Origin of the sequence: Paenarthrobacter sp. NPDC089714 (genome assembly GCF_044748905.1) — a bacterium.
Lineage (GTDB): Bacteria > Actinomycetota > Actinomycetes > Actinomycetales > Micrococcaceae > Arthrobacter.
Genome location: NZ_JBIVGX010000001.1, coordinates 402,562 through 426,509 on the forward strand (window position 1 = coordinate 402,562; position 23,948 = coordinate 426,509).

Below are 23,948 nucleotides of genomic sequence, written 5' to 3' on the forward strand. Positions count from 1 at the left end.
TTCTATCATCCGGCTGTTCGACCGCCACCCTGAGTTTCCGGCCGTACGCCACCATAACTACCTGCCGAGCCGCACAATTCCCGATGGCGTGAGGACCTCGGGGACGGGCTGGTCAAAAGGCTCGGCCGGGATGGCACCGGAAGGCAACACATCGTCGTCGTACGTCACCGCGATGGTGCGGGGCTGCCGGCCCGAGGCGCCGAGGCCTTGGAGGAAGCGGTCGTAGTAGCCGCCGCCCTGGCCGATCCGGTTGCCGTCTCCGTCCACAGCCGTGGCAGGCATGAAGATGCCGTTGGCGTGCGCGGCGGCATCCGCGCCGTGCCGCTCGCCCTCCGGTTCGTCAATCGGTGCGTATTCCGAGCGGAGGAAGACCGTCTCCGGGGTCCAGAACACCCAGCTCAGTTGCCTGTCCGGCTCGCACACCGGAAGCAGGATCCGGTGGCCGTCCTGGTGCAGGGACTCGATCAGGGGGAGGGTGGGAGGCTCGAAGGCCACGCCCAAGTACACGGTGAAAGTCCCGGGGGCGCCGCCTGAAACGTCCTTGGCCCACGCCGTTCCGTGGGCCGCGAGGGCGTCGCCGGCGATTGCTATCTGCTCAGGAGTCAGCGTGCGACGGTGCAGCCTGCGGGCGGCACGTATTTCTTCCTTCGATGCCATGATTGTCCGTTCCGTCGGTGCTTTGCCGGTTGGGGCGCCAGTGCCCCAACCAGCCAATTCACCGACAATTTGTGTGTCCCGGCACGGCGGGGGTTTACCTTTTGATGTGTTCCGTCCGTTACATTAGTCCGGTGACTCACCATAACAATGCTGTCCGTAAGGCCGTCATCCCCGCAGCGGGTCTTGGTACCAGGTTCCTCCCCGCCACGAAGGCGATGCCGAAGGAAATGCTGCCCGTGGTTGACAAGCCAGCCATCCAGTATGTGGTCGAAGAAGCCGTGAAAGTTGGACTGCATGACGTCCTGATGATCACCGGCCGCAGCAAGCGTGCGTTGGAGGACCACTTCGACCGTGTTCCTGCGCTTGAAGCCACTTTGGCGGAGAAGGGTGACACGTCCAAGCTCGAAGCCATCCAGTCGGCCACCAACCTTGGTGACATCCACTACGTACGCCAAGGCGACCCGAACGGCCTGGGCCACGCTGTCCTCCGCGCAAAGCAGCACGTAGGACACGAACCTTTTGCCGTCCTGCTCGGCGACGACCTGATCGATCCCAAGGACGATCTTCTGAGCGAAATGATCGCCGTGCAGCAGAAGACCGGCGGATCCGTGGTTGCCCTTATTGAAGTGGAACCGTCCAAGATCAGCGCCTATGGTTGCGCAGACGTCGAGGAGAACGGCGAGGAGGGGTACGTCCGCATCAAGCAGCTGGTGGAGAAGCCTTCCGTTGATGAAGCCCCCTCAAACCTTGCCGTGATTGGTCGCTACGTGCTGCACCCGGCCGTCTTCGACGTCCTCGAGAAGACAGCTCCGGGCCGCGGCGGAGAAATCCAGCTGACCGACGCTCTCGAGGTCCTGGCCCGCGGCGAGGGCGAAGGCTACGGCGTCTACGGCGTGGTCTTCCGTGGCCGCCGCTACGACACCGGAGACAAGCTGAGCTACTTGAAGGCCTGCATCGAGTTGGCCTGCGAACGGGAAGACCTTGGTCCCGAGCTCCGCGAGTGGCTGCCGGACTTCACTGCCACCCTTCCCCAGTAACACCCGGATGTACGGCTCTGCGATCTGGCCGGTGACGCTGGAAAGCGGAGACCTGGTGCTTCGGCCCATCCGTTACCGGGACAAGCGGGAATGGTCCGAGGTCCGCTCGCGTAACAGTGAATGGCTGGCTCCTTGGGAGGCCTCCAACCCCGCACCGGGTGGGAGCCTCCCAAGCTACCGCCAGATGGTGGCCTCCCTGAACCAACAGGCGCGCCAGGCCACCGCCCTGCCGTTCATCATCGCCGAGTGGACACCCGGCTTCCGGGAACCGCGCATCGTGGGGCAATTGACGGTTTCCTCGATCGTCTGGGGTTCGGCCATGATGGCCACCCTGGGGTATTGGGTGGACAAGGACCGCGCTGGACACGGAATCGCTCCCACCGCTGTGGCGATGGCGACGGATCACTGCTTCAGGACGCTCGGCCTGCACCGCATGGAAATCAACATCCGGCCGGAAAACGCACCCAGCCTGCGCGTGGTGGAGAAACTCGGCTTCCGGGACGAGGGCTACCGCGAAAGGTACCTGCACATCAACGGGGAATGGGCAGACCACAGATCTTTCGCGCTGACCTCCGACGAAGTTCCGCACGGACTCCTGGAAAGCTGGCGGGAAGGAAGAACGGGCAGGTCATAGGCCCTTTTGGGGCTTCCCGGGAATCATTTAGGGACTCGCGGGCGACACACCGGCAGGAATGCCACGGCACCTGACGATTTGCTTCTACGGTTTTGAATGTGGACTTCCCTCTCAGCAGCTCAGTGATACTCGTTGTCACTGTCGCGCTCTGGATGGTGTGGGTCGCGCCCTATGTTTTACGCAAAGGGCGGCCACAGGTCCAAACGGCCACCGGGCCGGCAGAGCCATTCGAGGACGAGCCCGACGAGACGCAGCCAGGGGTGGTATTGGCATTGGCACCTCAGCAGGAGAAACCGATGGAGACCATGCACAGCACAGCACAGGCGTCGCCCCTGGAATCCCGCGTGGCTGATACGACTCCCCGGAAAACGTCCGGTACCCCGTTCACTATCCGTTACGCCCGTCTGACGTTGGCCTTGTCCGGCCTGATCCTCCTCCTGACGGCCGTGGTTTCCGGCATTGTCCGGCTGTTTGGGCAGGGCTCCATCTGGTTGCCGTTGGTGTCATTCCTCGGTGCCGTGCTCGCTGTCGTCGTTTTGCGGCAGCTTGCCTTGCGTGATCTCCGCGAACGCCGGGCACGCCGTGCTGCCCAAAAGGTATCCATTCCCACTCCCGCCCGGTACCTGCCCAAGGAACCGCCCATGGAGGCCAAGGAAACTCCTGTTTTCGATGCCGAGGCAGACGGCGAAAAGGCGAGGCTTTCCGCCGTCGAACTTCGTCAAGCGGCACTGGCCGTAGCCCTCGCCGCCGGCGACACATCTGCCGAGGCCGCACCCGAAGACGGTGGCACCCCGTGGAAGCCCGTTGAGGTTCCCAAGCCCACCTACGTTGGCGCAGCCAAGGCAAACCGGCCTGCACCGGAGCCGCTGGTCCTCCCCGAGGCCCCCAAGCCCGTCGGGAAGCCGGTCCTCAAACAGGGTGCGGAGCAGGCTGACGCCGCCACGCAGGTTCGCACTCCGGCCAAGGGTCACAGCGCCCTGAGCAATCTGGACGACGTCCTGCAGCGACGCCGGGCCTAGCCGCCCATGGCGGTGGTCTGCGTCGCCGGCGGCACCGGGCAGGTGGGCCGCGAAGTAGTGCGGCGTGCACTGGGCCAGGGGCACACGGTCAACGTCCTCAGCCGCCACGTACCACCCGCCGGTTCCGCGAAGCATCACGACGGCGCCACCTACTACGCGGGTGACGTCACCACCGGCGTGGGGTTGGCGGCCGCGGTGGCGGGTGCCGACGTCGTGATCGACTGCCTGGAAGGCCAGTTCGGAAAGGCGAAAAAGCATTTCGCCGACGGCGGTTCCCGGCTTCTGGGCGCCGCCCACCAGGCGGGCGTTCCCAAGGCGGTGGCGTTGTCCATCATCAATTGCGACAGGAGCAGTTACTCCTTCTACGTTTCCAAGGCCGCGAAGGAACGCGTCTACGCCGACTCGGCCTTGGAGACCGTGGTGGTACGGGCAACGCAGTTCCACAGCCTCGTGGAGATGGTGTTTGCCGCCGGTGCCCGAGTAGGGCTCATCCCAGTGTTCAAGGGCGCCAGGTTCCAGACGATCTCGCCTTCGGACGTCGCCCGGGCGTTGCTTGAGGAAGCACTGGCGAGGCGTTTTCCGGAGAACCACCGGATGAGGACAGTGGGTGGTCCTGAGGTGCTGAGCATGCAGGACATGGCACTGTCCTGGAAGGCGGTCACGCGATCACATGGCCGGGTAGTCGGGTTCCCGTTGCCCGGCCCGATGGGTCGCTACCTTCGTGCAGGGCTCAACCTGGCGCCAGGAGAAAAGCATGGGTCGGAGACGTTCGTGTCGTGGTTGGAAAAGCGCCGGAAAACTTTATAGCCTAAGGACACCGGCCACGCCGTACGGCATGGTCCAGGGGCTATAGCTCAGTTGGTAGAGCGCTTCGTTCGCATCGAAGAGGTCAGGAGTTCGAATCTCCTTAGCTCCACCCCTTCTCCCTTACCCTTCGCCGCAGCCTGGGCTAGCCTAGGCACCATGTCTTTCGTAAAGCACTTCGACCACGTCGGCATTACGGTTGCCGATCTCGACAAAGCCATTGCCTTCTTCGAAAGCCTGGGCCTCGCAGTCGAGGGCCGGATGCACATGGAGGGCGAGTTCGTTGACACGGTCATCGGCATACCGAACTCCCGCAGCGAAATAGCCACTTTGCGGGCTCCGGATGGCGGAACCGGCATCGAGTTGTCCAGCTTCACTCATCCCGACCACCAGCCGGGATCTCCCGCACCGATGTCCACTGAGCTGGGCCTGCGCAACGTTGCTTTCGAAGTCAATGACCTCGATGCTGCCCTGGAACGATTGGCGGCCGATGGGTACGGCCTGGTGGGCGGCGTGGGCCAGTATGAAGACATCTGGCGGATGACGTACGTCCGCGGTCCGGAGGGGATCATCGTTGCCCTTGCCCAGCGGATCTGATAGTCCTCAAGAATGATTGTCCAGCGCGGTGGCCAGGTATATCGTTTGGGCTATCGTTCAGTATCGTTCGCGATGATGTGAGGTGGGCATAATGCGTGAGTCATTCCCGGCAGGCGGCTTCATGGGGAACGGTTTCGAGGGCATGTGGCAGGCCATGGAGGACTTCCGGTCCCGGTTCGAGAAACGCAGTGGGACACGGGCAGGGCGCGGCGAGCTGCGGACGGCCATCCTCACGCTCCTGGTTGAGCGTCCCATGCACGGCTACCAGATCATCCGCGAAATCGAGGAGCGCAGCGGAGGCAGTTGGAAGCCCAGCGCCGGCTCGGTATACCCAACGCTCCAGCTTTTGGCGGATGAAGGATTTGTCAGTGCCGAGGAATCCAACGGACGGAAGATCTATTCCCTGACCGAAGCGGGCCGGGAGGACGTGGAGCAGGCCGAGACCTCCGGCCTCTGGAGCTCCCAGGGCGAAACCCGGGGTTTCGCATCGCTGCCGAAGGCAGGCATCGACTTGGCCCAGGCAGCGGCCCAGGTGGGTCGTACCGGGACGCCCAAGCAGGTGCAGGATGCCGTGACCGTGCTTGAGGAAGCCCGCCGCCGGATCTACGCGATACTCGCCCAGGACTGACACGGGTGGCATCGGTTCCGGGGGACCGGACGGCCCACCAGGCCAGCCCGGTGGATACCCGTGCCCGCTACCGCCGTATCCTGCGGTTTGCCGCCTGGCATTTGGCCGTCACCTGGTGGTTCGAACTGTTCCTCCCCAGAATCGGCCTGCGCAGGATCGCGGACCGGCACCGTGCAAGGAGAATGCGCCACTTCGCCCGGCGGTTCCATGACCTCGCCGTGGAGTTGGGTGGGCTGATGATCAAAGTGGGACAGTTCATGTCCTCGCGGCTGGACGTGCTCCCACCCGAGATCACCTCGGAACTCGAAGGACTCCAGGACGAGGTTCCGCCGGTCCCTTTTCCCGCCATCAAGGAACTCGCAGAAGCGGAACTCGGCGCTCCTTTGGAAGCAGTCTTTGCGTCGATCGATGAAACGCCCATCGCGGCAGCTTCGCTGGGCCAGGCACACCGCGCCACGCTGCTGGCCCCGGACCGGGAAGAAACCGGCCTCAGCAACGTGGTGTTCAAAGTGCAGCGCCTGGGCATCCAGGCGATCGTCGACGTCGACCTTGCCGCCTTGCGTAGGGTGGGCGGCTGGCTGAAGCGCATCCGGATTGTTGCGGAGCGGGCAGACGTGCCGGCGCTGGTGAAGGAGTTTGCACAGACCAGCCTCGAAGAAATCGACTACCTGAACGAGGCCGCCAACGCCGAGCGCTTTGCCGTCGAGTTCGCAGATGACAGCAGGGTTGCCGTACCCGGGATTGTCTGGGAGCGGACGTCCCGCAGGGTCCTCACGCTGGAGGATGTCACCGCCATCAAGATCACTGACGCAGAGGCGCTGAGGGCTGCCGGGATCGACCCCACAGCCGTGGCCCCCGTCTTTGCCTCGGTGATGTTCGAGCAGCTCTTCACCAATGGCTTCTTCCATGCGGATCCCCATCCCGGCAATATCTTCATCACCCCGGACCGTGATCCATCGGCGGAGCACCCGTGGAAACTGACGTTCATCGACTTTGGCATGATGGGCCAGGTCCCGCCGAAGACCCGCAGCGGGCTCCGGAAGTTGCTGATCGCGGCGGCCGCAAGGGATGGCCAGGGGCTCGTTGCTGCCATCAGCGACATCGGAGTGCTGGTGCCATCGGCGGATACCCGCAAGCTGGAACAGGCCATGACCCAGCTGTTCGCGCGTTTTGGCGGCATGGGGTTCGCGGAACTCCGCGAAGTGGACCCGCGGGAATTCCGTGATTTCGCGGTGGAATTCGGGGACGTGGTGCGTTCCTTGCCGTTCCAGCTACCCGAGAACTTCCTGCTGATTATCCGGGCCATGTCGCTGACGTCCGGGGTGTGCAGTTCCCTGGACGCCAGGTTCAACCTTTGGGATTCCGTGGAGCCGTACGCGGCCCGCCTGCTAAGGGATGAGCGCGGCAACGTGGTGAAGGACGCCGCTGCCCACGTGCTGGAAACCGCGGCCGTGGCCATGTCTTTGCCGAAGCGCCTGGACGGGATCATCACCAGGATCGACGAAGGCTCCATCGAGGTATCCAATCCGCGGATGGAACGGCACTTGGCCCGGCTTGCCAGGACCGCCCAGCGCGCCGTGGGGGCTTTGATCTTCAGCGGCGTCCTGATCGCAGGCGCCTTGGTCCGCGCTGACGATCCGGTGCTCAGCAACGTCCTCATGGTTGCCTCGCTCCTACCACTGCTCTATGTGCTGAGGCCCGGACGCCGTTAGGCCGGAAACCGGATTCGCGCATCGTAAACTTGCCCTTGTGACTGACACGCCTCCCCGCCCCCTCCGTGCAATGAACGTGATGACTGGACCCGTGATCGCAGGCGTGGCACCTAAGCAGCAGTCGATCGTCGTGGAGCACGCCGCTGCCTTCGCCACCGCCGCAGGACTGCCCTTGGTGTGTGCCTTTGTGGACGTCACGGTCTACCCGGTTGATGGCACCACAGGCGGTCTCATGGCCCCGATTGATCCCGACGGTGTGGACGAAGACGCCGAGCCCATCCCCGCATCCCTGGAAGCGACCATCGCGGAGCAATTGGCCGGTTCCGGCGTTGACTGGTCGCTGGTAGCGCTGGCCGGAGAACCGGCCCACGCGTTGGCACGGCTTGCAGGCGAGATCGGCGCGTCCCTGATCGTGGTGGGCTCCAGGGAACACAAAATGGGCTCGACCATCCGGGAAATGACCGGAGGTTCGGTCGCCAGGCAGTTGCTGCACCGGCAGGATGGTCCGGTCCTGGTGGTTCCGGTCGATCCGCGGGTACCTGGCGAGCGATGACAGGGAACACCATCAAACGCCCGGCACATCTTCGGTGGGGTTTCATCGGCATTGTGGCTGCCGGAGGGGTCTTTGGCGCCTTGGCACGTTACGGGTTGGGGCTGGTCATCCCTGCACCCGGTGCGTGGCCGCTGCCCACGCTGATCATCAACCTGACGGGTGCGTTGGCGCTCGGTGCCTTGCTGGAAGGGCTCTCCCGGAGGGGGCCCGACGTCGGCAATCGCCGGGTCCTGCGCCTCGCCCTGGGAACGGGTTTCCTGGGCGCCTACACCACCTACAGCACGCTGGCCTTGGACACGGTGCACCTGATCATGGGCGGCTCTTCCAGCGGCGCGGCCTGGTATGTGGGTTTGAGCGTGGTGGGCGGGGCACTGGCGACGACGGCAGGCATTGCCTTGGGTGCGTGGCACCACCAACGAACCCGCAGGGCAACGGACGGGCGTGCATCGTGACGGTGATTCTGCTTGCCCTGGCCGGTGGCATCGGCGCAGCGTCCAGGTTCGTCGTCGATGGCCTCATCCGGGGTAGGGTCCGGACTGCCCTCCCATGGGCCACGATTCTCATCAACGTTTCCGGCTCCCTGATGCTGGGGTTCATCGCCGGCTTGGTGATGCGTGGGCATGCCCCGGAATCGTTGCAGATGATCCTGGGCGCGGGTTTCCTTGGCGGCTACACCACGTTCAGCACAGCCAGTTTGGAGACCATCCGCCTGGTGCAGGGCGGACGCATCGGACTTGCCTTCATCAACGCCCTCGGCTCCTTGGTGGCGAGTGTGGGCGCTGCGGCATTGGGCCTCTGGATGGCCTGGTTACTGCCCTGAGCGAACAGCCCGCCGGCGTCGATCCCCGACTGTAGGATCGGTGCCATGGCTAAGAAGACATTCAATGAGTTGTTGTCCGCCCAGGTCGCCAATGAGTTCGCGGCCTCCCAGCAGTACATCGCCGTGGCGGTGTACTTCGACGGCGAAGACTTGCCACAGTTGGCACGTCACTTCTATCGCCAGTCCCTTGAAGAACGAAACCACGCCATGATGATGGTCCAGTACATGCTGGACCGCAACGTGCACGTCGAGATTCCGGGAATCGCCCCGGTCCGCAACAACTTCACCAATGCCAAGGAACCCATTGCCCTGGCGTTGGAGCAGGAGAAGGAAGTCACCCGGAACATCGAGGACATGTTCCGCGCAGCACGTGCCGAGGGCGATGCCCTGGGTGAGCAGTTCATGCTGTGGTTCCTGAAGGAACAGGTTGAGGAAGTTGCTTCCATGACCACGCTCTTGAACATCACCGAACGAGCCGAGAACCTGTTCGACATTGAGAACTACGTTGCCCGTGAGACCGTGGGCGACGGCGGACATGACGCCGGGGCTCCGTCGGCAGCCGGCGGCGCCATCTAACATCGAACCAGAGCCAACGGGTCCGTCGGAAGTCAGCTTCCGGCGGGCCCTTCGTTGTCTGTGTCCGCCGGTGATCGGCCCAGGAGGGAGAGCCTGCTGGCGATCCGTGCCAGGTCAACTGGCTGGACGCCGTCGGTCCCGGCCGCGTCCCAGTCGAGTGGGCCGACGCCTACCAGGAACAGGGGGATGTCCTGGTCGTACAGCACGTCCACCGCATTGCTGAACCTTTGCCAAGCGGGCGCCATGGAGGCGTCGGCGTGTGCCGGAGAAGGTACGTCGTCGATCACCCAGGCCTTGTAGGCATCGGCCAGGGCCAGGTAATCCGCCGTCGATGTCAGGCCCGCGAACAGGGACCCGAAGCTGACCCAGAGGAGGTCCGGATCTGCGTTCTTCACCACCACCGGCTGGGTGGTAGGGGTGAGGACCCGGCTCTGCGAGGCGGGTGGCGCGAACAATCCCAGTCGGCCCAGTTGATGGGCAGAGCCGGGGCAGATGATCCGTCCGGAGCTGAACGCCGGGGGAGCGGCGTCCAAGGAAGAACCGGCCACAGGGTACCGCCGGAAATCCGAGGGCCCGCTGACCACCAGCACGTCCATCATGTCTTTGATAGCTTCGATGGTGGGAAGAAAGTGATCATGCCACAGGGGATTGGGCAGCAACTCGTCAGGGGCGTAGTTGGAGGTAACCACCAGGGGCACGTGGCGTTGCGCGGCGGTGCGCAGCAGACGGGCCATGAACATCCCGTCTCCAACATCGTGGACGTGGAATTCGTCGAAGAACAGCACATCGATGTCCGCCAGCAGCGCATCCACGGACCGCTGGATGGCTGTCCCGTCGCCTGCGCCTTGCTGTCCGTGAGTACCGCGGTGCAGCGACCTGAAGAAATCGTGGAAGTGGACGCGGCGCTTCCGTGCGTGGAGTCCGCGGTAGAAGCTGTCCATGAGCCAGGTCTTGCCGCGCCCCACGGGGCCGTGAAGGTAGATGCTCCGGGGCGTCCTGGCCCGCGTGACCGTTGTGGGTAGTGCCCGACGCCGGCCGGTCACCGATGCGCCGAAAGCCGCCAACCGCTCAGCTGCTGCCCGCTGGCTCGGCTCAAGCGCGAAACCCGAGCGTCCGGCGTCGTGCTCTATTCCTGCCAGCAGGGCGGCACCGACCGCCTTGGGCCGTTGGCGATGCCAGGGGCTTGCAAGGGGTGGCGTCAAAGCCATCCCTTCCGTTTGAAGATCACGTACATCACGAGTGCCGCGCCCACCATGAGGCCGACCGCCATCGGGTAGCCGACTATCCAGTGCAGTTCGGGCATGTAGTCGAAGTTCATGCCGTAGACCCCGGCCACAAACGACGGGGCGAAGAAGATTGCGGCCCAGGAGGAGATCTTCTTGACTTGCTCGTTCTGCGCTGCGCTTGCCTCGTTCTGGCGGTTGGCAGTGAGGGTGCCATCCAACGTGAGAGCGTTCTGAAGAAGGTCGCGGAAGGAGTTGACCCGCGATATCACGTGCTTGACGTGGTCCTCGACGTCCCGCAGGGAGCGCTGGAGCTCAATATCCACGCCGTACTTTTCAAAGCCCTTTTCGAGCAGGGTCATCATCTCCGGCAGGGGATGGATGGCGCGCTGGAACTGGATCACTTCGCGGGCGAGTTCATAGATCCTTCGGGAGACCGTGGAATCTCCGCTGAAGAGCTGGTCCTCGATTTCGTCGATGTCGTTTTCCAGGCCGGCCACCACGGGAGCGTAGTCGTCCACCACCTGGTCGAGGAGCGCGTAGAGCACGGCCTCGGGACCGTGGCGCAAGAGGTCCGGGCGGTCTTCCAGCCGGTGCCGGACCCGGGCTACGCCCGCTGTTTCCGCGTGGCGGATGGTGACCACAAAATTGGGGCCGGTGAAGACGTGGAGTTCGCCGAACTCCACCGTTTCGGTTTCGTCCAGGTACCTCGCGGGCCGCAGGACGGTGAAGAGGTTGTTGTCGTACCGTTCCAGCTTGGGCCGCTGGTGGGCGGAGACGGCGTCTTCGACGGCGAGTTCGTGGAGTCCGAACTCGGTGGCGACGCCTGCCATCTCCTGTTGCGTGGGCCGGTACAACCCGATCCACGCCATGCCCCCGTGCTTGGCAAGTGTCTCGAAAGTTTGCTCCAGGCTTTCCGGAGTGGCGGTGCGTACGCCGTCTACGTAGACAGCGTTATCGATGATGGTCACTGGCAGAAGGTTACTGTATGGCTCCGATGATGGCGCCCGCGATTGCGAGTGCCACCACGTCGTGGCCCGAGTCGATCACTGTGACTGCCGTGGGCCTGCCGGCGAAGCCGTTGTGGATCACGTGGCCGCCGGCGCGGAATACCAAGGCAATGATGATGCCGAAGAAGGCGCCAGCCCAGAAAGTGTTCAGGTCCAGTGCGCTGATCAGCACGGCGAGGAGGACGCAGGTCAGGGCCGAGGCAAGCATCATGGGGACCCAGATGCCCACGCCGCCGTCAATGTTCTTGAGGTCTTCTTCTGTCTTGCCGATGGCCTGCATCCATCGTTTGCCCAGGACGGATGGCATGTACCAGACGAACCCCACAACCATGCTGGAAACGAATGCCAGCAGCACGGCCAGCCAGTTGATCTGTGAGATGTGTGAAAGCCAATCCATACTAAAAATCCTAGGACCCTGGAACGGGGTTGGAGTGCTCCTGCCGAGCGCGTGTTGGCGTGGCCGCCATGCGCCCGATCAGTGGCTCGGTGCGGTACGGGATGTGGGTGTGGAGCGCGAGCACTGTCTCGGTCCTGATCACGCCTTTGGTCCTGAGCACCGAGCGGAGGGCTGACTGGAGGTTGTGCGTATCCGTTGCCACGACGCGGCACCAGAGATCGCCGCGGCCGGAGATCTCGTGCACTTCCAGGACCTGCGGGATCAGGCGGAGGGCGCCGATGACGCCGTCGAGCTCCCGGTGGGTGACCTCGATGGTCACGAAGGCCACCACGTCATAGCCCACCTTCTCCAGGTCGACCTCGCGGCCGGCAGCCTGCAGGACCCCTGAACGCAGCAGTCGCTTCACCCGGCTTTGCGCGGTGTTCCGGGCAATGCCCAAGGACTCACTGAGCTCGGCGATCTGGACGCGCGGGTCCTTGATGAGTTCCAGCAGGATTTTCAAGTCCAAGGGGTCAAGGCTGTTCAAATGGTCACTCCGACTCATTCTGAGGGAACATGTTTGAGTATTTCGCTCAATCCTGCCATGAATTCACTGCGTTGCGCTCAGTTGTAGGCCATTCTGTTGCCACCAATACTCACCCATGCCAACCATCCCACAAGGACACGCTGGCACGGCACTTGATCGAAGGCACGGAAATGACTGTCTTGAGTGAACTCCGCATGCGTCCGGCCACCGCCGGGCGATGGGGATGGGATGCCAGTACGACTGCGCGGTTGGTCCTCGCGGGCGTGGTGATCTTCGCGTTGCTGGTTGGTGCCAACCTCGCAACGCCGTTGTATCCCTTGCTGCAAGCCCGGCTGGGTTTGTCTTCCCTGGACGTCACTGTGGCCTTTTCCAGTTACGTCGTCGCGTTGGTGGCCGTCCTGATCCTGGCCGGCCACTGGTCGGACCACATTGGCCGGCGGGCCGCCTTGGTCCTGGCTGTCCTGGTTGGCCTGGCCGGCGGGGCCATCTTTGCCGCTGCCGACAGCCTCCTGATGCTGTCCGCCGGCCGTGCCCTCCAAGGCGTGGCCGTGGGCTTGGCTACGGGTGCAAGTTCGGCGGCGCTGCGTGAGCTGTTGCCGCACAGGCCGGACTGGGCTTCGCGCTTCACGCTGTTGTCTTCCGCCGGTGGTGTCGCCGCTGGTCCTGTGATCGGAGGCCTGCTCTCGCTCCTGCCGGACCCTACGCGTACCCCGTACTATGTCCACTCCGGAGTGCTGCTGGCTGCGCTGGTGCCGTTGTGGCTCCTGAAGGCCCGGCCCGCCATTGCGCCGGCTCCAGGGAAGCCGGCGTTCAAGGTGCTCGCCCCGCGGCGTCCGGCTGTGTCACGGAGCGCGCGGGGTGCCTTCTGGATGGCCTCTGCCGTGGGCTTCCTGAGCTTCGCGGTCTTCGGGTTCTGCCTTTCGTTGGCACCTGGTTACTTCGCGTCCGTGGTCCATGCTGATTCCCGGCCACTGATCGGGCTTCTTGCGGGCGTGACGTTGGGGGCTTCAGCCTTGAGCCAACTGTTGGGCACCCGCGGAAAATACCAGGTCCCCGTTGCCTTGGCCGTCCTCGGCGTATCAGTGGTCCTGGTGGGTGCTGCCGCTATGTGGTCCAGCCCGGCACTGCTGGTCGTTGCCAGTATCACTGCGGGAGCCGGCCAAGGTGTGGCCTTCCGCCAGGTCTTCAACGAGGTGGCCGGGAAAGTGGAAGCGGCCCGCCATGCGCAGGTCATCAGCACGGTCTACGTCATCACGTACCTTGGAAGCGCCGTCCCGGTGATGGGGCTGGGTCTTGCCGTTGCGGCGGTGGGGCTCCAGTCCGCCGTCGTGGGTTTCACCGTCTTGTGCGGAATGGCAGCGCTGGCGCTCGCTGGAGTCGCCTTGCGGGCTGCCCGCGCTTGAGCGGTTCCGTTCCTACTCGGGAAGCGGTCCCCGATTACCAGGGATGTGCTGGAACACCATAGTGGTTTCCGTGTGGCCCACCACTGGATCCGTGGCGAGGTTGTCCAGGAGCCAGTTCCGGAGGTCGTCCGTATTCGCGACGGCGATGTGCAGCAGATAGTCGACGGAACCCGTGGTGTGGAAGGTGGAAATCACGGCCGGCAGCTTGGGGACGCGGGCCGTGAAACGGTCGATCTGGTCGCGGTCGTGGGCGCGCAGGCGGACGGCGATCAGGGCCTGTACGGAGCGGCCGATCGCGGGCAGGCTCAGCACGGCTTCGAAGCCTTCAATGATGCCTCGTTCGGAGAGTGCCCTGGTGCGCATCAGGGCCGTGGAGGGGGCAATGCCCACCAGTTCGGCGAGTTGTTTGTTGGAGATGCGGGCGTCGTCTACCAGTGCTGCGAGGATCCGTTCGTCGATGGCATCCAGTGGCTCTGCGTTGCCCGATGCAGATCGAACATTCTTCGGGGTGGTGCTCACGGATCCTCCTGGAATAGCGGTTTCACCATCATAACGGTGAATTCCCTGCGATCTAGGCGGCCTTTGCCTTTCGGAGCCGTTTGTTGCCGAGCCGCTGCAGCGGCTCGCTGAAAACCATCAGTATCAAGGGGAGCATCCCAAGGTCCGGTGCCATGAGCGCAATGACCAGTGCAAGGAGGAAGAGGGCGGCCACGATGGCCCCTCCCAGAACTCCGGAAATGGCCTCGGTCTCGTCGAAAGTGTGAAGCTCGGGATGGCGGCGCAGATACACGCGGGCAGCCAGCAACATGATGCTTGCCGCCAGCAGCGTGCCGATGTAAACGAGGGGTTGGGCCCAGTCATCGCGCATCTGGGTAGTCAATGCCGTGGCAACGGGCAGCCACACAATGGTGAACATCCACCCCACCGTCAGCCAGAGCAACCCTGAATCGACGCGCTGGACACCCCGGAAAAGCTTGTGGTGGTGTACCCAAAACACGGCGATGAGGAGGAAGCTCAGGGCGAAGCCCAGCAAGGGGTAGCGCTCTTCCTCGAACCACTGGGCCGTGGTGCCCTCGTGGTCCGCGAGCTCGCCGACGCTTTCCATGAGCGGCAGGATCAGCAGCGTCAGGGCGATGGCCACCACGGCATCCGTGAATGCCTGCAGCCGTTCGGGTGAGGACAGTTCCCGGGGTCTGGTGACCTGTGCCATGCCTCCGATTGTAGGTGTTGTACGGCTGTTGTCAGCCTGTTGCGCGGGACCCGCCGTGGATCGCAGCGGTGACGGCCGCCGTCGTCAGTCCCAAGGCGATGACGCCGAGCGCCAACGCGGGCCAGCCGAAGGCCTGGAAAGCCAGTCCACCGGCCCAGCCGATCACGCTGGAACCCAGGTAGTAGGACAGGTTGTAGAGCGAAGCCGCCTGGGCCCGTCCCGTGGTGGCGATGGCACCCGTCCACCCCGATCCGACACTGTGCGCCGCGAAGAATCCGCCGGTGAAGACCACCAGGCCCGCCAGCGTGGCAGCGAGGTTTTCGAGCAGGGTGAACGCGAGGCCCGCGGACATGATGGCTATTCCGGCGAGGAGGACGTTCCGTCGTCCAAAGCGGGTGGTCAGTCCGGCCGCCCAGCGCGAGCTCACTGTCCCGGACAGGTACGCCAGGAAGATCAGGCTCACCAAGGTGGCGGGCAGGCCGAACGGTTCGGCGTGGAGCCTGAAGCCGAGGTAGTTGTACACGGCCACGAATCCTCCCATGAGCAGGAACGCCTGCAGGTAAAGGGAGAAGAGCCGCGGATTGAGGGCATGGCCGCGAAGGGTCCGCAGGGCGCCTTGGAAGCCTTGGACCGGGGCCGGCCGGAAACGGCGTTGCTTGGGGACAAGGACCAGGAACAGGATGGCGGACACTGTGGCGAGTACCGAAACGGCCAGCGCGGCGGCCCGCCATCCCCACGCCTCGCCAACAGGGCCGGCCACGAGGCGTCCCGCGAGCCCGCCCAAAGTCGTGCCGGCCACGTAGCTGCCTGCAGCCAGCGCGGTGTGGATTTTGGTGACTTCCTCATTGAGGTAGGCGATGGCAATGGCCGGAATACCGCCAAGTGCCATGCCTTCCAGGGCCCGCAAGCCCAGCAGTACAGGAACGGTGGGTGCCAGCGGAACCAGCAGGCCCAGGACGGTAGCGGCCCCGATCCCGAAGGCCATGGCCCGGACCCGACCAATCCGGTCCGCGACGAAGGACCAGGGCAGCACGGTGACCGCGAGGCCGATGGTGGCCAGGGAAATGCTGAGGGCAGCATCGGCGGCCGAGATATGCAGGTCTGCCGCCATGAGGGGGAGGACTGCCTGGGTGGAGTAGAGCTGGGCAAACGTAGCCACTCCGGCCAAGGCCAAGGCGGCAAGGACCCGGCGATAGCCGCTGGATCCTTTCGCGTGTCCGTCCCAGGTGTGGGGCGAAGCTGCTGCTGTATTCGTCACCCGGCCAGACTAGGCTTGGCGCAACTGCGTATTCCAATGCATGATTTGCTGATAACTCATGCACTATTGCATCAATGATGGTGGAGGGAACCATGGAGCCGGACCACCAGCAACTGATCCAGTTGCTGCCGCTGCTGCCTGTCTTGGCCGAGTTGGGGCGTACCGAACATATGACGGAGACCGCCGAACTCCTTGGCGTTCCGCAATCCACGGTGAGCCGTGCCGTTGCCCGGGCCAGCGCGATTGTTGGGATGGACCTGCTGGTCCGCGACGGCAGGGGAATCCGGCTGACGCCCGCAGCCAAGACGCTCCTGCCTTACATCGAAGCCGCGCTGGAGGACTTCCAAGCCGGCCTGGACAGGGTCAGGCACGAATCGGATGTGGTGCGCGGCAAAATAGGGGTCTCGTTCCAGCACACGTTCGGCGAAGCCACGTTGCCGCTGCTCATCAGCGCGTTCCGGGCGCAGCACCCGAACGCCGTTTTTGAGCTGCGGCAAGGCCCGCGGGACGACTGCCTCCAGGAACTGGCAAGAGGCGACGCCGACTTCGCGCTCACCGCGCCCATCGCTCCGGAAGGCAAAGGCATCCGCTCCTTCGCCCTTTACCGCGAGCCGTTGCGGGTGGTGCTCCACTACCGGCACCCCCTGGCCGGACGGACGAGCCTGCACCTTTCCCAGCTTCGCCATGAACCCTACGTCACGCTTCCCGAGGGCGTGGGCCTGCGGGCACTCGGCGAGGCACTGCTTCGGGAGGCCGGCTACCGGCCACGGATCGCCTTCGAAGTGCAGGAGTCCACCACCGTCCGCGGCCTGGTTTCGGCCGGTTTGGGATACAGCATCCTGCCCCCTGCCGGACCCGGCCATGGCACGGGGCAGTTCCTCCCGGAGGCGGAACTGGGGCTGGTGGAGGTGCCTATCGAATCCGATCTGGCCTTCCGGCAGATCGGTTTGGCCTGGCGGGAACGGAGTTTCGAACCGGAGGCGGTGCGGCGTTTCAGGGAACTGGTGGTTAACCGGGGCGGGGAACTGTTGGCCGAACTGGTCAGAGCCCGCTCAGGAACTCCTTGACCACGGAGGAAGCCGACCCGGTACGCGCCGACCGCCAGCCCGCACCCGCCCACAGATTGACCCGGTGTGGATCGGCCGCGGCGGACGCAGCGGCCCGGATGGGTGCCGTCAAATGGTGGATGGCAGGGTAGCCCTCGGGGGCATCGTGGTGATCACGGACAAAATCGTTCACCAACGAGCGGGCCCAGCGTCCGGTAAACGCCCTGGTCATGGCTGTTTCCGTGAAGCCCGGATCGCCCAATGCGTCCTTGTGTACCTGCCTGGCCCCGCTCTCCTCGGTGCGGACCAAGGCCGTACCCACCTGGGCGGCGTCGGCCCCGGCCGCCAGGACGTCGCGCAGCACGGCGCCGTCACTGATCGCGCCTGCCGCAATCAGCGGAAGCCCGACGGCGGCACGCACCTGGGCGAGCAGCCCCGCCGTCGTGCTTTCAGCCCGGGGTCCACCGCTGGTGAGGAAAGCCGCTGTGTGTCCGCCGGCGGTGTGATGCTGAACCGCGATGGCGTCCGGCCCTTCTTCCGCCGCCGCCAAGGCTTCGTCAACACTCGTGATACTGGAAATCACCGTTGTTCCGGCTTTTTGCAAAGCTTTGACCACTGCCGTGCCCGGAAGTCCGAAGGCGAAACTGACGAATTCGACAGGATCTGCCAGGAGGGCGTCGATCTTTCCCTGCCATGCGTCGTCGTCATCCAGGCGGAGGGGCGGTATGGCCACACCATAGCGGGCGGCGTCGGCCTCAAGAGCGGCACGATAGTCCTCAAGCCGTGCCCTCGCCTCAGCCCCGGGCGGGAGCTGGGCAGGATCCGGGACAAAAACGTTCATGCCGAAACGCAGGCCCGCACCGCGGGCGGCGGCGATTTCCGCCGTCATGGACTCGACGCTCTTGTATCCCGCAGCAAGGAAGCCCAAGCCCCCGCCATCCTGGACTGCCTTCACCAACGCAACACTGGAGGTGCCACCGGCCATGGGTGCGGCGATGAACGGGGTATGGAACAGGGACATGCGGTTTCTCCTCCGGACGCTCCAAGTTAGTCTTTCACGGTGAACAATCTTGACTCGGACAAGCATTCCCCGTCGTCGCCCGAAGCCGTGGCACCCTTGGCCGGAACCGTGATCGGCCTGGACATCGGCGGCACCAAAACGCGTGGCGTGCGTTTCGAGGACGGAACGCCTGTTCGTGACGAGAGCGCCGGAAGTTCCAACGTCCAGAACGTCACCCGGGAACAGGCCAAAGCCAACCTTGCCGAACTGTTCGCCAAGATCGGCGGCGGCAATGTTGCCGAGGTGTACGCCGGCTCCGGCGGCATTGACACCGACGAGGACGCGCAGGCGCTCGCAGACCTGATTGCCCCCCACGTACCGGGCGCCCGCATCACCGTGGTGCACGATTCCAGGCTGCTCCTGGCAGCCGGTGGTGCAAGCACGGGCGTCGCGGTCATTGCGGGGACGGGTTCGGCCGCCTGGGGCAGGAACGAGGCCGGGGAGGAAGCCCGCGCCGGTGGGTGGGGGTACCTGTTGGGCGACGAAGGCAGCGGTTACTGGTTGGGCCGCGAGGCTGTCCGCCACAGCCTCCGCCGCATGAACCAGGGCCTTGGACCTGACGTGCTCAGCCGGGCCTTGTTGGAATCGTGCGGAGTGGATGAACCCGGCAAGCTCATCGCCCTGTTCCATTCCCCGGAGACCGGCCGCCGATTCTGGGCGCAGCAAGCACGCCTGGTAGTGGAAGCCGCGGACTCCGGGGACGAGACGTCCGTGGCCTTGGTGAACCAGGCGGGCCGGGACCTTGCCGATCTCGCCACCCAGGCCGTGCGGCAGTTGGGCATCGACGGACCCGTGATCCTCGGCAGTGGCCTGGGCATGAACGTGGTCCGGCTTCAGGAAACTTTCAGGGAAAGGCTCGCCGAGGCGGGGATAGCCGACGTGCGGATCCTGCAGCAGGACCCGGTTTTCGGCGTTCCCCGGCTCGTGGCGGAACAGCGCGCCTGACCAAGGCGGTGGCGCGGCGCGTCAGCCGCGGATCAGCTCAGCCGCGGGTCCGCGGGCGTAGCTTGACCCCCGGAAGCGGCGGCGCCGGTATGCGGCCGGCCTCGGCTCCCGCGTCCGGTCCATGGCCGCCGACCAGGCCGAAGCGGGAGGTGGCGGCAGCATCGTCGTCGAGCAATCCCTCGGCTTCCCACTCCTCGCGCGCCCGTTCCACTTCCTCGTGGGTGCGTCCCACGAAGTTCCACCACATCAGCAGGTCCTCGCCGAACGGTTCTCCACCCAGGAGCATGAACCGCGTGTCCGGGGCCGCGTCGACCGTCAACGAATCCCTCCCCGCACCGAGGTAAGCGAGCGGGCCGGGCGCAACGGACTCTCCGTCGATGACCAGCTGCCCGTCCAACACAAGGACGGCATGTTCAAAGTCGGGGCGCAGCGGGAGCCCAAGCGTTCCGGTGCCGGTGATGTCCGCGCCGACGATCGGGCTGAACATAGTGGCAGGGGAGCGCTGGCCGGCGAACTCGCCCACCATGACTGTGGCGGTGTAGCCCTCACCGACGGCAACCGGGAGTTCGCGGTGCTGTTCGAAAGTGGGTTCGCGGTGCCGGTGTGCGTCGGGCAGCGCAACCCACAACTGCAGTCCACGGGAGACCGGGATGTCCTCCGGCGAACCGTCGGATTCCGGCAGGACGGAGAACTCCGAATGGGAGATGCCGTGCCCGGCCGTCATGATGTTGAGTTCCCCCGGTTGGACCACCACGTCGCTTCCCACGCTGTCGCGGTGCCGGACGGCTCCTTCCAGTGGCCACGTGACCGTCTGCAGCCCGCAGTGCGGGTGGGGGAGCACGCTCATGGCAACCCTGTCCGGGCCGAAGCTGTCCAGGAAACACCACGCGCCCACGGTGGGCAGGCCCCGCTGGGGCAAGGTGCGGTAGACGTTCATGGCGCGAACGCCGCCCAGGGGAACCTCACGCGCAGGCCATAACTGGACGCACGGCCCCTGGCCTTCAGGGGCGGCGGGGCAGACCTGCTCCGCGGGAGCAGTATCCAGATTGGTCATGTGTCATCACCTGTGCATAAATGTTGGAAATTGAGCTAATCTGTTCCGTGTGAACAACGCCCTTCTGAGCTACCGCGACGCCGTCCTCCACCGTTCGGGTGAACCGTACCGCATCCTCGCTGGAGCCATCCACTACTTCCGCGTGCATCCGGATCTCTGGCGTGACCGGCTGCGTCGGCTCAAGGCGATGGGCGCCAATACGGTGGACACCTACGTGGCGTGGAACTTCCACCAGCCTACGCGCGGACAAGCTCCGGACTTCACCGGTTGGCGGGACCTGGGACGCTTCATTGACACTGCCGCCGAGGAAGGCCTGGAGGTCATCGTCCGGCCCGGGCCGTACATCTGCGCCGAGTGGGACAACGGTGGCTTCCCCGCATGGCTCACGGGCATACCGGGTATCGGCCTGCGCTGCCTGGACCCTGCGTTTACCGGGGCCATAGAGGAATGGTTCGGCCACCTGCTGCCCATCATCGCCTCCCGCCAGGCCTCTGCAGGCGGACCCGTGGTGGCAGTCCAGATCGAGAACGAATACGGCAGCTACGGCGACGACCACGAGTACATCCGATGGAACCGCCGGGTGCTCGAGGATGGCGGGATCACTGAACTGCTCTTTACGGCCGACGGCGGAACAGACTATTTCCTTGATGGCGGTTCGGTTGACGGTACGTGGGCTACGGCGACGCTGGGGAGCCGCGGCGACGAAGCCATTGAAACGTGGAAGCGGCGCCGGCCGGATGAACCGTTCTTCAACGTTGAATTCTGGGGCGGCTGGTTTGATCACTGGGGCGAACACCACCACCGCCGCGATGCCGCCGATGCTGCCGCCGAAGCCCGGAAAATGCTCGACGCCGGTGGGTCCTTGTGCGTGTATATGGCCCACGGTGGAACCAACTTCGGTTTGGGATCCGGCAGCAACCACGATGGCACCACGCTCCAGCCGACGGTTACGAGCTACGACTCCGATGCCCCCATCGCCGAAAACGGCGAGCTGACACCCAAGTTCCACGCCCTCCGCAGGGAGTTCTACCGCGCACAGGGCATCGAAGACCTGCCCGAACTTCCCGCTGGGCTGCTCACGTCGGCTCCTGTCCTCCCGGCGCAGTCGCTGCCGCTCAGCCCGGGCACGGAACTGCTGGAGGTCGTCAGGGCGGCCAGCGCTCCGATCGCCAGCGTCAAGCCCCTCACCTTTGAGCAGTTGGGGCTCGACGGCGGCATGGTTCTCTATGCGGCCGAGGCCATCCTTCCGGGACGCGCTGATGCTCCCACGGAGAGCCGCCTCAAGATCATGGGCCTCCACGACCGTGCGTACATCTGGGTGAACGGAGCCTACGCGGGGGTCCTGGATGACCAAACCGCGGCCCAAGGGCTGACCCTCACCGGAACTGGCATCCCGGCCAAACTGGAAATCCTCGTGGAGAACCTGGGCCGCATCAACTATGGGCCCTTCACGGGGCAGGGCAAGGGCATCCTGGGTGGCGTGCTCATCAACCAGCGCTACACCTTCCACTGGACCCAAACGCCGGTTGCCCTGGGCGAATGGACGGAGAAGGATCTTGCGGACCTCCCCGAAGCAGAGTTCACTGCCCCGGAACCCGCAGACACCTATTTTGTGCTCCCGGAATCCACCAAAGGCTTCCTCTGGCTCAATGGCTTTCTCCTGGGCAGGTACTGGAACAAGGGACCGCAGGTGACCCTCTACGCCCCGGCGCCCTTGTTGAGGGCGGGACGCAACAGCATCCGGGTGCTGGAACTCGGCGATCCGGGTGCCGTCGTCGAACTTCGGGAGAAGCCGGACCTCGGACCGGAACAGGCCGGTCCCATCGGCGCGGCCGATCTTACGTAGGCCGGCGCGGCCGCAACTATGCTGGCTGGATGAGCCTGGACTTCGACACCCGCCCTGCCGCCTACGCCGTCATTATTCAGGACGGCAAGATCCTCCTGGCGTACTGGAAGCAGGGCGACAAAGAAGGATGGACCCTTCCGGGTGGAGGGCTGGACCTGGCCGAGCATCCCGTAGACGGCTGCCGGCGGGAGGTCTTTGAGGAAACCGGGTACGAGGCGCAGATAGACCGGATGCTCGGCATCGACGTGGGACATTGGCCCAGGGAAGCCCGGCCGGACGGAACCGTCCGTGATTTCCAGGCGCTCCGGCTGGTTTACGAAGCCTCCATCACCGGCGGGGAGTTGACGCACGAGGTGGACGGCAGTACCACGCACGCTGCCTGGATCCCCCTTGAGGATGTGGGCAAGCTCAACCGGGTTTCGCTGGTGGATGTGGCCCTTCGCCTCGAGCGGGAACGCCCGCTGGATGGAAAGCTGACGGCGCAGCAGTCCTGAAAAGGTAGCCATATCCGGCGGGCCTGAGTACGCTGGAGATCGTTGCCGGCCGATCGATTGCCGGCCTTGATGCCGAGGAGGTGGATTTGATGACTGCCATAGTCCTGCGCGCCCCGCATACTGCAGCGGCGCACCGTCACTCCACCACTCCCGTCCCGGCATCAGCCTGCGCCTAGCCAGGCGACCGGGCCTCAGCAGAGGCATTCCACATTGAATATTCACGCTTTTTCAAGCGACGCTGTTTTTCCTGACACCAACCAGCTCCCCATGGAGTACGGTTTCACCGCCAAAACCGCGGAGTTGTTCGCGGCCAATCCCTCCTCGAATCCAGGGGATAGCTGGCCCGGACGCATCGTTCGCCTGGATAGAAACCGGGTCCTGGTCGCATCAGGGCACGGCTTGCTTCACTTGCCGTACCCCCGCCGGGGCCTCATCCCGGCCACGGGCGACTGGGTCTGGTTGGGGAACAACGCCACCGGTGAGCCGGCCGTCGTCGAGGTGTTGCCCCGCCATTCGGCGCTCAGCCGCAAGCGCGCCTTCGAAGCATCGTCGGAGGAGCAGATCCTGGGCGCCAACATCGACATCGTGGCGGTGGTTGTTCCCATGGACCGGCCGCTGACCCACAACCGCCTGGAACGGACCTTGGTCGCTGCCTGGGATTCCGGCGCCACACCCCTGGTGGTCATCACTAAAGCAGACCTCGCAGACCTGGCGGACGATGTTGTGGGTGAGGTCATCCACCAAGCGGCCGGAGTGGAAGTGGTCACGACGTCCGCCGAACACGGCGACGGGCTGGATGAGCTCCTCCGCCACATCCCGCAGGGGGCAACCCTCGTGCTGCTTGGGCCCTCCGGCGCGGGCAAGTCCACCCTGATCAACGCCCTGGTGGGTCACGGAGTCCAGGAAACCGGCGCCGTGCGGTCGGGCGACGGCAAGGGCAGGCACACCACCACGTCCCGTGAGCTCGTTCCGTTGCCGGGCGGCGCAGTCCTGATGGACACGCCGGGCGTCCGTGGCTTCGGCCTTTTCGACGCGGACGACGGCATGGACGAAATGTTCGGCGACCTGGAGGAGCTCTTCGGGCAATGCCGGTTCTCCGACTGCTCCCACCAGGCTGAGCCGGGGTGTGCGGTGCTGGAAGCCTTGGCCAACGAATCGTTGGACCAGCGCCGGTGGGCCAGCTATCTCAAGCTCCAGCGGGAGCTCGCGGCACTGAACCGGAAACACGATGCTGCGGCGCGTCGTGCGTACCAGCGGGAGTGGCACCAGAAGGTGGTTTCCGCCGAACGAGGACAACGCGCGGCGGAAAGATACCGCCACGATAAAGCCGAGGAGAGGGCCGGGAAGACCGCTAAACGCCGAAAACGGTGAACATTGCCGATTCATTACGGAATACGTGGCGTCGCTGACATCGCTTGGCTCGCTGGCTACGCTGGGTG

The 23,948-nt window shown here is 64.8% G+C and carries 27 protein-coding genes and 1 tRNA gene; 18 read left to right on the plus strand and 10 right to left on the minus strand.

Annotated features, from left to right (window positions below):
- Window positions 1–57: 57 nt before the first annotated feature.
- On the minus strand, window positions 58–657 hold the full coding sequence (locus ACIPY3_RS01810; RefSeq protein ID WP_400329318.1) for a 5-formyltetrahydrofolate cyclo-ligase: 600 nt from the start codon (window positions 655–657) through the stop codon (window positions 58–60).
- A gap of 104 nt (window positions 658–761) precedes the next feature.
- Between ACIPY3_RS01810 and galU the strand changes: the two genes are divergently transcribed.
- The 12 genes from galU (at window position 762) to ACIPY3_RS01870 (ending at window position 9,037) form a co-directional block, all read left to right on the plus strand.
- On the plus strand, window positions 762–1,694 hold the full coding sequence (galU, locus tag ACIPY3_RS01815; protein WP_400329321.1) for a UTP--glucose-1-phosphate uridylyltransferase GalU: 933 nt from the start codon (window positions 762–764) through the stop codon (window positions 1,692–1,694).
- 7 nt (window positions 1,695–1,701) lie between these two features.
- Complete coding sequence (locus ACIPY3_RS01820; protein ID WP_400329324.1) at window positions 1,702–2,328, plus strand: GNAT family N-acetyltransferase; 627 nt, start codon at window positions 1,702–1,704, stop codon at window positions 2,326–2,328.
- Between the two features lie 152 nt (window positions 2,329–2,480).
- Window positions 2,481–3,347, plus strand: coding sequence for a hypothetical protein (locus ACIPY3_RS01825; protein WP_400330587.1), 867 nt, complete (start codon window positions 2,481–2,483; stop codon window positions 3,345–3,347).
- Window positions 3,348–3,353: 6 nt separating this feature from the next.
- A complete protein-coding gene (locus tag ACIPY3_RS01830; protein WP_400329326.1) occupies window positions 3,354–4,154 on the plus strand; it encodes an SDR family oxidoreductase in 801 nt (266 codons plus the stop codon).
- Window positions 4,155–4,190: 36 nt separating this feature from the next.
- Window positions 4,191–4,263, plus strand: a tRNA-Ala gene (locus ACIPY3_RS01835).
- A gap of 47 nt (window positions 4,264–4,310) precedes the next feature.
- Complete coding sequence (locus ACIPY3_RS01840) at window positions 4,311–4,748, plus strand: VOC family protein (protein ID WP_400329329.1); 438 nt, start codon at window positions 4,311–4,313, stop codon at window positions 4,746–4,748.
- A 91-nt stretch (window positions 4,749–4,839) separates the two neighbouring features.
- Window positions 4,840–5,376 (plus strand): PadR family transcriptional regulator, encoded by a 537-nt coding sequence (locus ACIPY3_RS01845; RefSeq protein WP_400329331.1) that lies wholly within the window; start codon window positions 4,840–4,842, stop codon window positions 5,374–5,376.
- A gap of 5 nt (window positions 5,377–5,381) precedes the next feature.
- Complete coding sequence (locus ACIPY3_RS01850; RefSeq protein WP_400329333.1) at window positions 5,382–7,088, plus strand: ABC1 kinase family protein; 1,707 nt, start codon at window positions 5,382–5,384, stop codon at window positions 7,086–7,088.
- Window positions 7,089–7,125: 37 nt separating this feature from the next.
- Complete coding sequence (locus ACIPY3_RS01855; protein WP_400329335.1) at window positions 7,126–7,641, plus strand: universal stress protein; 516 nt, start codon at window positions 7,126–7,128, stop codon at window positions 7,639–7,641.
- Window positions 7,638–8,093: a fluoride efflux transporter FluC gene (locus ACIPY3_RS01860; protein WP_400329337.1), complete on the plus strand. Its 456-nt coding sequence runs from the start codon at window positions 7,638–7,640 to the stop codon at window positions 8,091–8,093. The genes ACIPY3_RS01855 and ACIPY3_RS01860 overlap by 4 nt, the downstream gene beginning before the upstream one ends.
- Window positions 8,090–8,461: a fluoride efflux transporter CrcB gene (crcB, locus tag ACIPY3_RS01865; protein ID WP_400329339.1), complete on the plus strand. Its 372-nt coding sequence runs from the start codon at window positions 8,090–8,092 to the stop codon at window positions 8,459–8,461. The genes ACIPY3_RS01860 and crcB overlap by 4 nt, the downstream gene beginning before the upstream one ends.
- 45 nt (window positions 8,462–8,506) lie before the next feature.
- The gene (locus ACIPY3_RS01870; protein WP_397322117.1) at window positions 8,507–9,037 is read left to right on the plus strand and encodes a ferritin; all 531 of its coding nucleotides are present in this window, start codon (window positions 8,507–8,509) and stop codon (window positions 9,035–9,037) included.
- Between the two features lie 32 nt (window positions 9,038–9,069).
- On the opposite strand, the gene zapE is transcribed toward ACIPY3_RS01870, so the two are convergent.
- Genes zapE through ACIPY3_RS01890 form a run of 4 tightly spaced genes read right to left on the minus strand, consistent with a single transcriptional unit; the run spans window position 9,070 to window position 12,211 of the window.
- Window positions 9,070–10,245, minus strand: coding sequence for a cell division protein ZapE (gene zapE / locus ACIPY3_RS01875; RefSeq protein ID WP_400329342.1), 1,176 nt, complete (start codon window positions 10,243–10,245; stop codon window positions 9,070–9,072).
- Complete coding sequence (gene corA, locus ACIPY3_RS01880; protein WP_400329344.1) at window positions 10,236–11,231, minus strand: magnesium/cobalt transporter CorA; 996 nt, start codon at window positions 11,229–11,231, stop codon at window positions 10,236–10,238. Before corA ends, zapE begins: the two co-directional genes overlap by 10 nt.
- A 10-nt stretch (window positions 11,232–11,241) precedes the next feature.
- Window positions 11,242–11,667 carry a DUF1761 domain-containing protein gene (locus ACIPY3_RS01885; RefSeq protein WP_400329347.1) on the minus strand — a complete coding sequence of 142 codons (426 nt, stop codon included), beginning with the start codon at window positions 11,665–11,667 and terminating at the stop codon, window positions 11,242–11,244.
- Between the two features lie 10 nt (window positions 11,668–11,677).
- Window positions 11,678–12,211 (minus strand): Lrp/AsnC family transcriptional regulator, encoded by a 534-nt coding sequence (locus tag ACIPY3_RS01890; protein WP_400329350.1) that lies wholly within the window; start codon window positions 12,209–12,211, stop codon window positions 11,678–11,680.
- A gap of 152 nt (window positions 12,212–12,363) precedes the next feature.
- On the opposite strand from ACIPY3_RS01890, the gene ACIPY3_RS01895 reads away from it, so the two are divergent.
- Window positions 12,364–13,596, plus strand: coding sequence for an MFS transporter (locus ACIPY3_RS01895; protein WP_400329353.1), 1,233 nt, complete (start codon window positions 12,364–12,366; stop codon window positions 13,594–13,596).
- 12 nt (window positions 13,597–13,608) lie between these two features.
- Here the strand turns inward: ACIPY3_RS01895 and ACIPY3_RS01900 are convergent, their stop codons facing one another.
- The 3 genes from ACIPY3_RS01900 to ACIPY3_RS01910 are packed head-to-tail and all read right to left on the minus strand — an operon-like array spanning window position 13,609 to window position 16,064.
- Entirely contained in the window at window positions 13,609–14,115 is a 507-nt protein-coding gene (locus ACIPY3_RS01900; RefSeq protein WP_387434933.1) for an Lrp/AsnC family transcriptional regulator, read from the minus strand.
- 52 nt (window positions 14,116–14,167) lie between these two features.
- Complete coding sequence (locus ACIPY3_RS01905; RefSeq protein WP_400329356.1) at window positions 14,168–14,806, minus strand: TMEM175 family protein; 639 nt, start codon at window positions 14,804–14,806, stop codon at window positions 14,168–14,170.
- A 31-nt stretch (window positions 14,807–14,837) separates the two neighbouring features.
- Window positions 14,838–16,064 (minus strand): MFS transporter, encoded by a 1,227-nt coding sequence (locus tag ACIPY3_RS01910; RefSeq protein ID WP_400329359.1) that lies wholly within the window; start codon window positions 16,062–16,064, stop codon window positions 14,838–14,840.
- Window positions 16,065–16,156: 92 nt separating this feature from the next.
- On the opposite strand from ACIPY3_RS01910, the gene ACIPY3_RS01915 reads away from it, so the two are divergent.
- Window positions 16,157–17,131 (plus strand): LysR substrate-binding domain-containing protein, encoded by a 975-nt coding sequence (locus tag ACIPY3_RS01915; protein ID WP_400330590.1) that lies wholly within the window; start codon window positions 16,157–16,159, stop codon window positions 17,129–17,131.
- Here the strand turns inward: ACIPY3_RS01915 and ACIPY3_RS01920 are convergent.
- A complete protein-coding gene (locus ACIPY3_RS01920; RefSeq protein WP_400329361.1) occupies window positions 17,106–18,131 on the minus strand; it encodes a nitronate monooxygenase in 1,026 nt (341 codons plus the stop codon). The genes ACIPY3_RS01915 and ACIPY3_RS01920 overlap by 26 nt on opposite strands.
- Before the next feature lie 39 nt (window positions 18,132–18,170).
- Between ACIPY3_RS01920 and ACIPY3_RS01925 the strand changes: the two genes are divergently transcribed.
- Window positions 18,171–19,115 carry an N-acetylglucosamine kinase gene (locus tag ACIPY3_RS01925; RefSeq protein WP_400329362.1) on the plus strand — a complete coding sequence of 315 codons (945 nt, stop codon included), beginning with the start codon at window positions 18,171–18,173 and terminating at the stop codon, window positions 19,113–19,115.
- 37 nt (window positions 19,116–19,152) lie between these two features.
- Here ACIPY3_RS01925 and ACIPY3_RS01930 read toward each other — a convergent pair whose 3' ends face one another.
- Window positions 19,153–20,169 carry a pirin family protein gene (locus ACIPY3_RS01930; RefSeq protein ID WP_400329364.1) on the minus strand — a complete coding sequence of 339 codons (1,017 nt, stop codon included), beginning with the start codon at window positions 20,167–20,169 and terminating at the stop codon, window positions 19,153–19,155.
- Window positions 20,170–20,218: 49 nt separating this feature from the next.
- Here ACIPY3_RS01930 and ACIPY3_RS01935 point away from each other — a divergent pair, with 49 nt between their 5' ends.
- From ACIPY3_RS01935 to rsgA, 3 genes are all read left to right on the plus strand, one after another.
- Window positions 20,219–22,015, plus strand: coding sequence for a beta-galactosidase family protein (locus tag ACIPY3_RS01935; protein ID WP_400329367.1), 1,797 nt, complete (start codon window positions 20,219–20,221; stop codon window positions 22,013–22,015).
- Window positions 22,016–22,044: 29 nt separating this feature from the next.
- Entirely contained in the window at window positions 22,045–22,509 is a 465-nt protein-coding gene (locus tag ACIPY3_RS01940) for an NUDIX hydrolase (protein WP_400329370.1), read from the plus strand.
- 210 nt (window positions 22,510–22,719) lie between these two features.
- Window positions 22,720–23,880 carry a ribosome small subunit-dependent GTPase A gene (gene rsgA, locus ACIPY3_RS01945; protein ID WP_400329373.1) on the plus strand — a complete coding sequence of 387 codons (1,161 nt, stop codon included), beginning with the start codon at window positions 22,720–22,722 and terminating at the stop codon, window positions 23,878–23,880.
- The last annotated feature ends 68 nt before the right edge of the window (window positions 23,881–23,948 follow it).

Excerpts from the sequence above, each read along its gene's own strand:
- ACIPY3_RS01810 (WP_400329318.1), bottom strand. The coding sequence starts at position 657 with ATGGCATCGAAGGAAGAAATACGTGCCGCCCGCAGGCTGCACCGTCGC.
- galU (WP_400329321.1), top strand. The coding sequence starts at position 762 with ATGTGTTCCGTCCGTTACATTAGTCCGGTGACTCACCATAACAATGCT.
- ACIPY3_RS01820 (WP_400329324.1), top strand. The coding sequence starts at position 1,702 with ATGTACGGCTCTGCGATCTGGCCGGTGACGCTGGAAAGCGGAGACCTG.
- ACIPY3_RS01825 (WP_400330587.1), top strand. The coding sequence starts at position 2,481 with ATGGTGTGGGTCGCGCCCTATGTTTTACGCAAAGGGCGGCCACAGGTC.
- ACIPY3_RS01830 (WP_400329326.1), top strand. The coding sequence starts at position 3,354 with ATGGCGGTGGTCTGCGTCGCCGGCGGCACCGGGCAGGTGGGCCGCGAA.
- ACIPY3_RS01840 (WP_400329329.1), top strand. The coding sequence starts at position 4,311 with ATGTCTTTCGTAAAGCACTTCGACCACGTCGGCATTACGGTTGCCGAT.
- ACIPY3_RS01845 (WP_400329331.1), top strand. The coding sequence starts at position 4,840 with ATGCGTGAGTCATTCCCGGCAGGCGGCTTCATGGGGAACGGTTTCGAG.
- ACIPY3_RS01860 (WP_400329337.1), top strand. The coding sequence starts at position 7,638 with ATGACAGGGAACACCATCAAACGCCCGGCACATCTTCGGTGGGGTTTC.
- ACIPY3_RS01870 (WP_397322117.1), top strand. The coding sequence starts at position 8,507 with ATGGCTAAGAAGACATTCAATGAGTTGTTGTCCGCCCAGGTCGCCAAT.
- zapE (WP_400329342.1), bottom strand. The coding sequence starts at position 10,245 with ATGGCTTTGACGCCACCCCTTGCAAGCCCCTGGCATCGCCAACGGCCC.
- ACIPY3_RS01885 (WP_400329347.1), bottom strand. The coding sequence starts at position 11,667 with ATGGATTGGCTTTCACACATCTCACAGATCAACTGGCTGGCCGTGCTG.
- ACIPY3_RS01890 (WP_400329350.1), bottom strand. The coding sequence starts at position 12,211 with ATGAGTCGGAGTGACCATTTGAACAGCCTTGACCCCTTGGACTTGAAA.
- ACIPY3_RS01895 (WP_400329353.1), top strand. The coding sequence starts at position 12,364 with ATGACTGTCTTGAGTGAACTCCGCATGCGTCCGGCCACCGCCGGGCGA.
- ACIPY3_RS01905 (WP_400329356.1), bottom strand. The coding sequence starts at position 14,806 with ATGGCACAGGTCACCAGACCCCGGGAACTGTCCTCACCCGAACGGCTG.
- ACIPY3_RS01915 (WP_400330590.1), top strand. The coding sequence starts at position 16,157 with ATGGAGCCGGACCACCAGCAACTGATCCAGTTGCTGCCGCTGCTGCCT.
- ACIPY3_RS01920 (WP_400329361.1), bottom strand. The coding sequence starts at position 18,131 with ATGTCCCTGTTCCATACCCCGTTCATCGCCGCACCCATGGCCGGTGGC.
- ACIPY3_RS01930 (WP_400329364.1), bottom strand. The coding sequence starts at position 20,169 with ATGACCAATCTGGATACTGCTCCCGCGGAGCAGGTCTGCCCCGCCGCC.
- ACIPY3_RS01940 (WP_400329370.1), top strand. The coding sequence starts at position 22,045 with ATGAGCCTGGACTTCGACACCCGCCCTGCCGCCTACGCCGTCATTATT.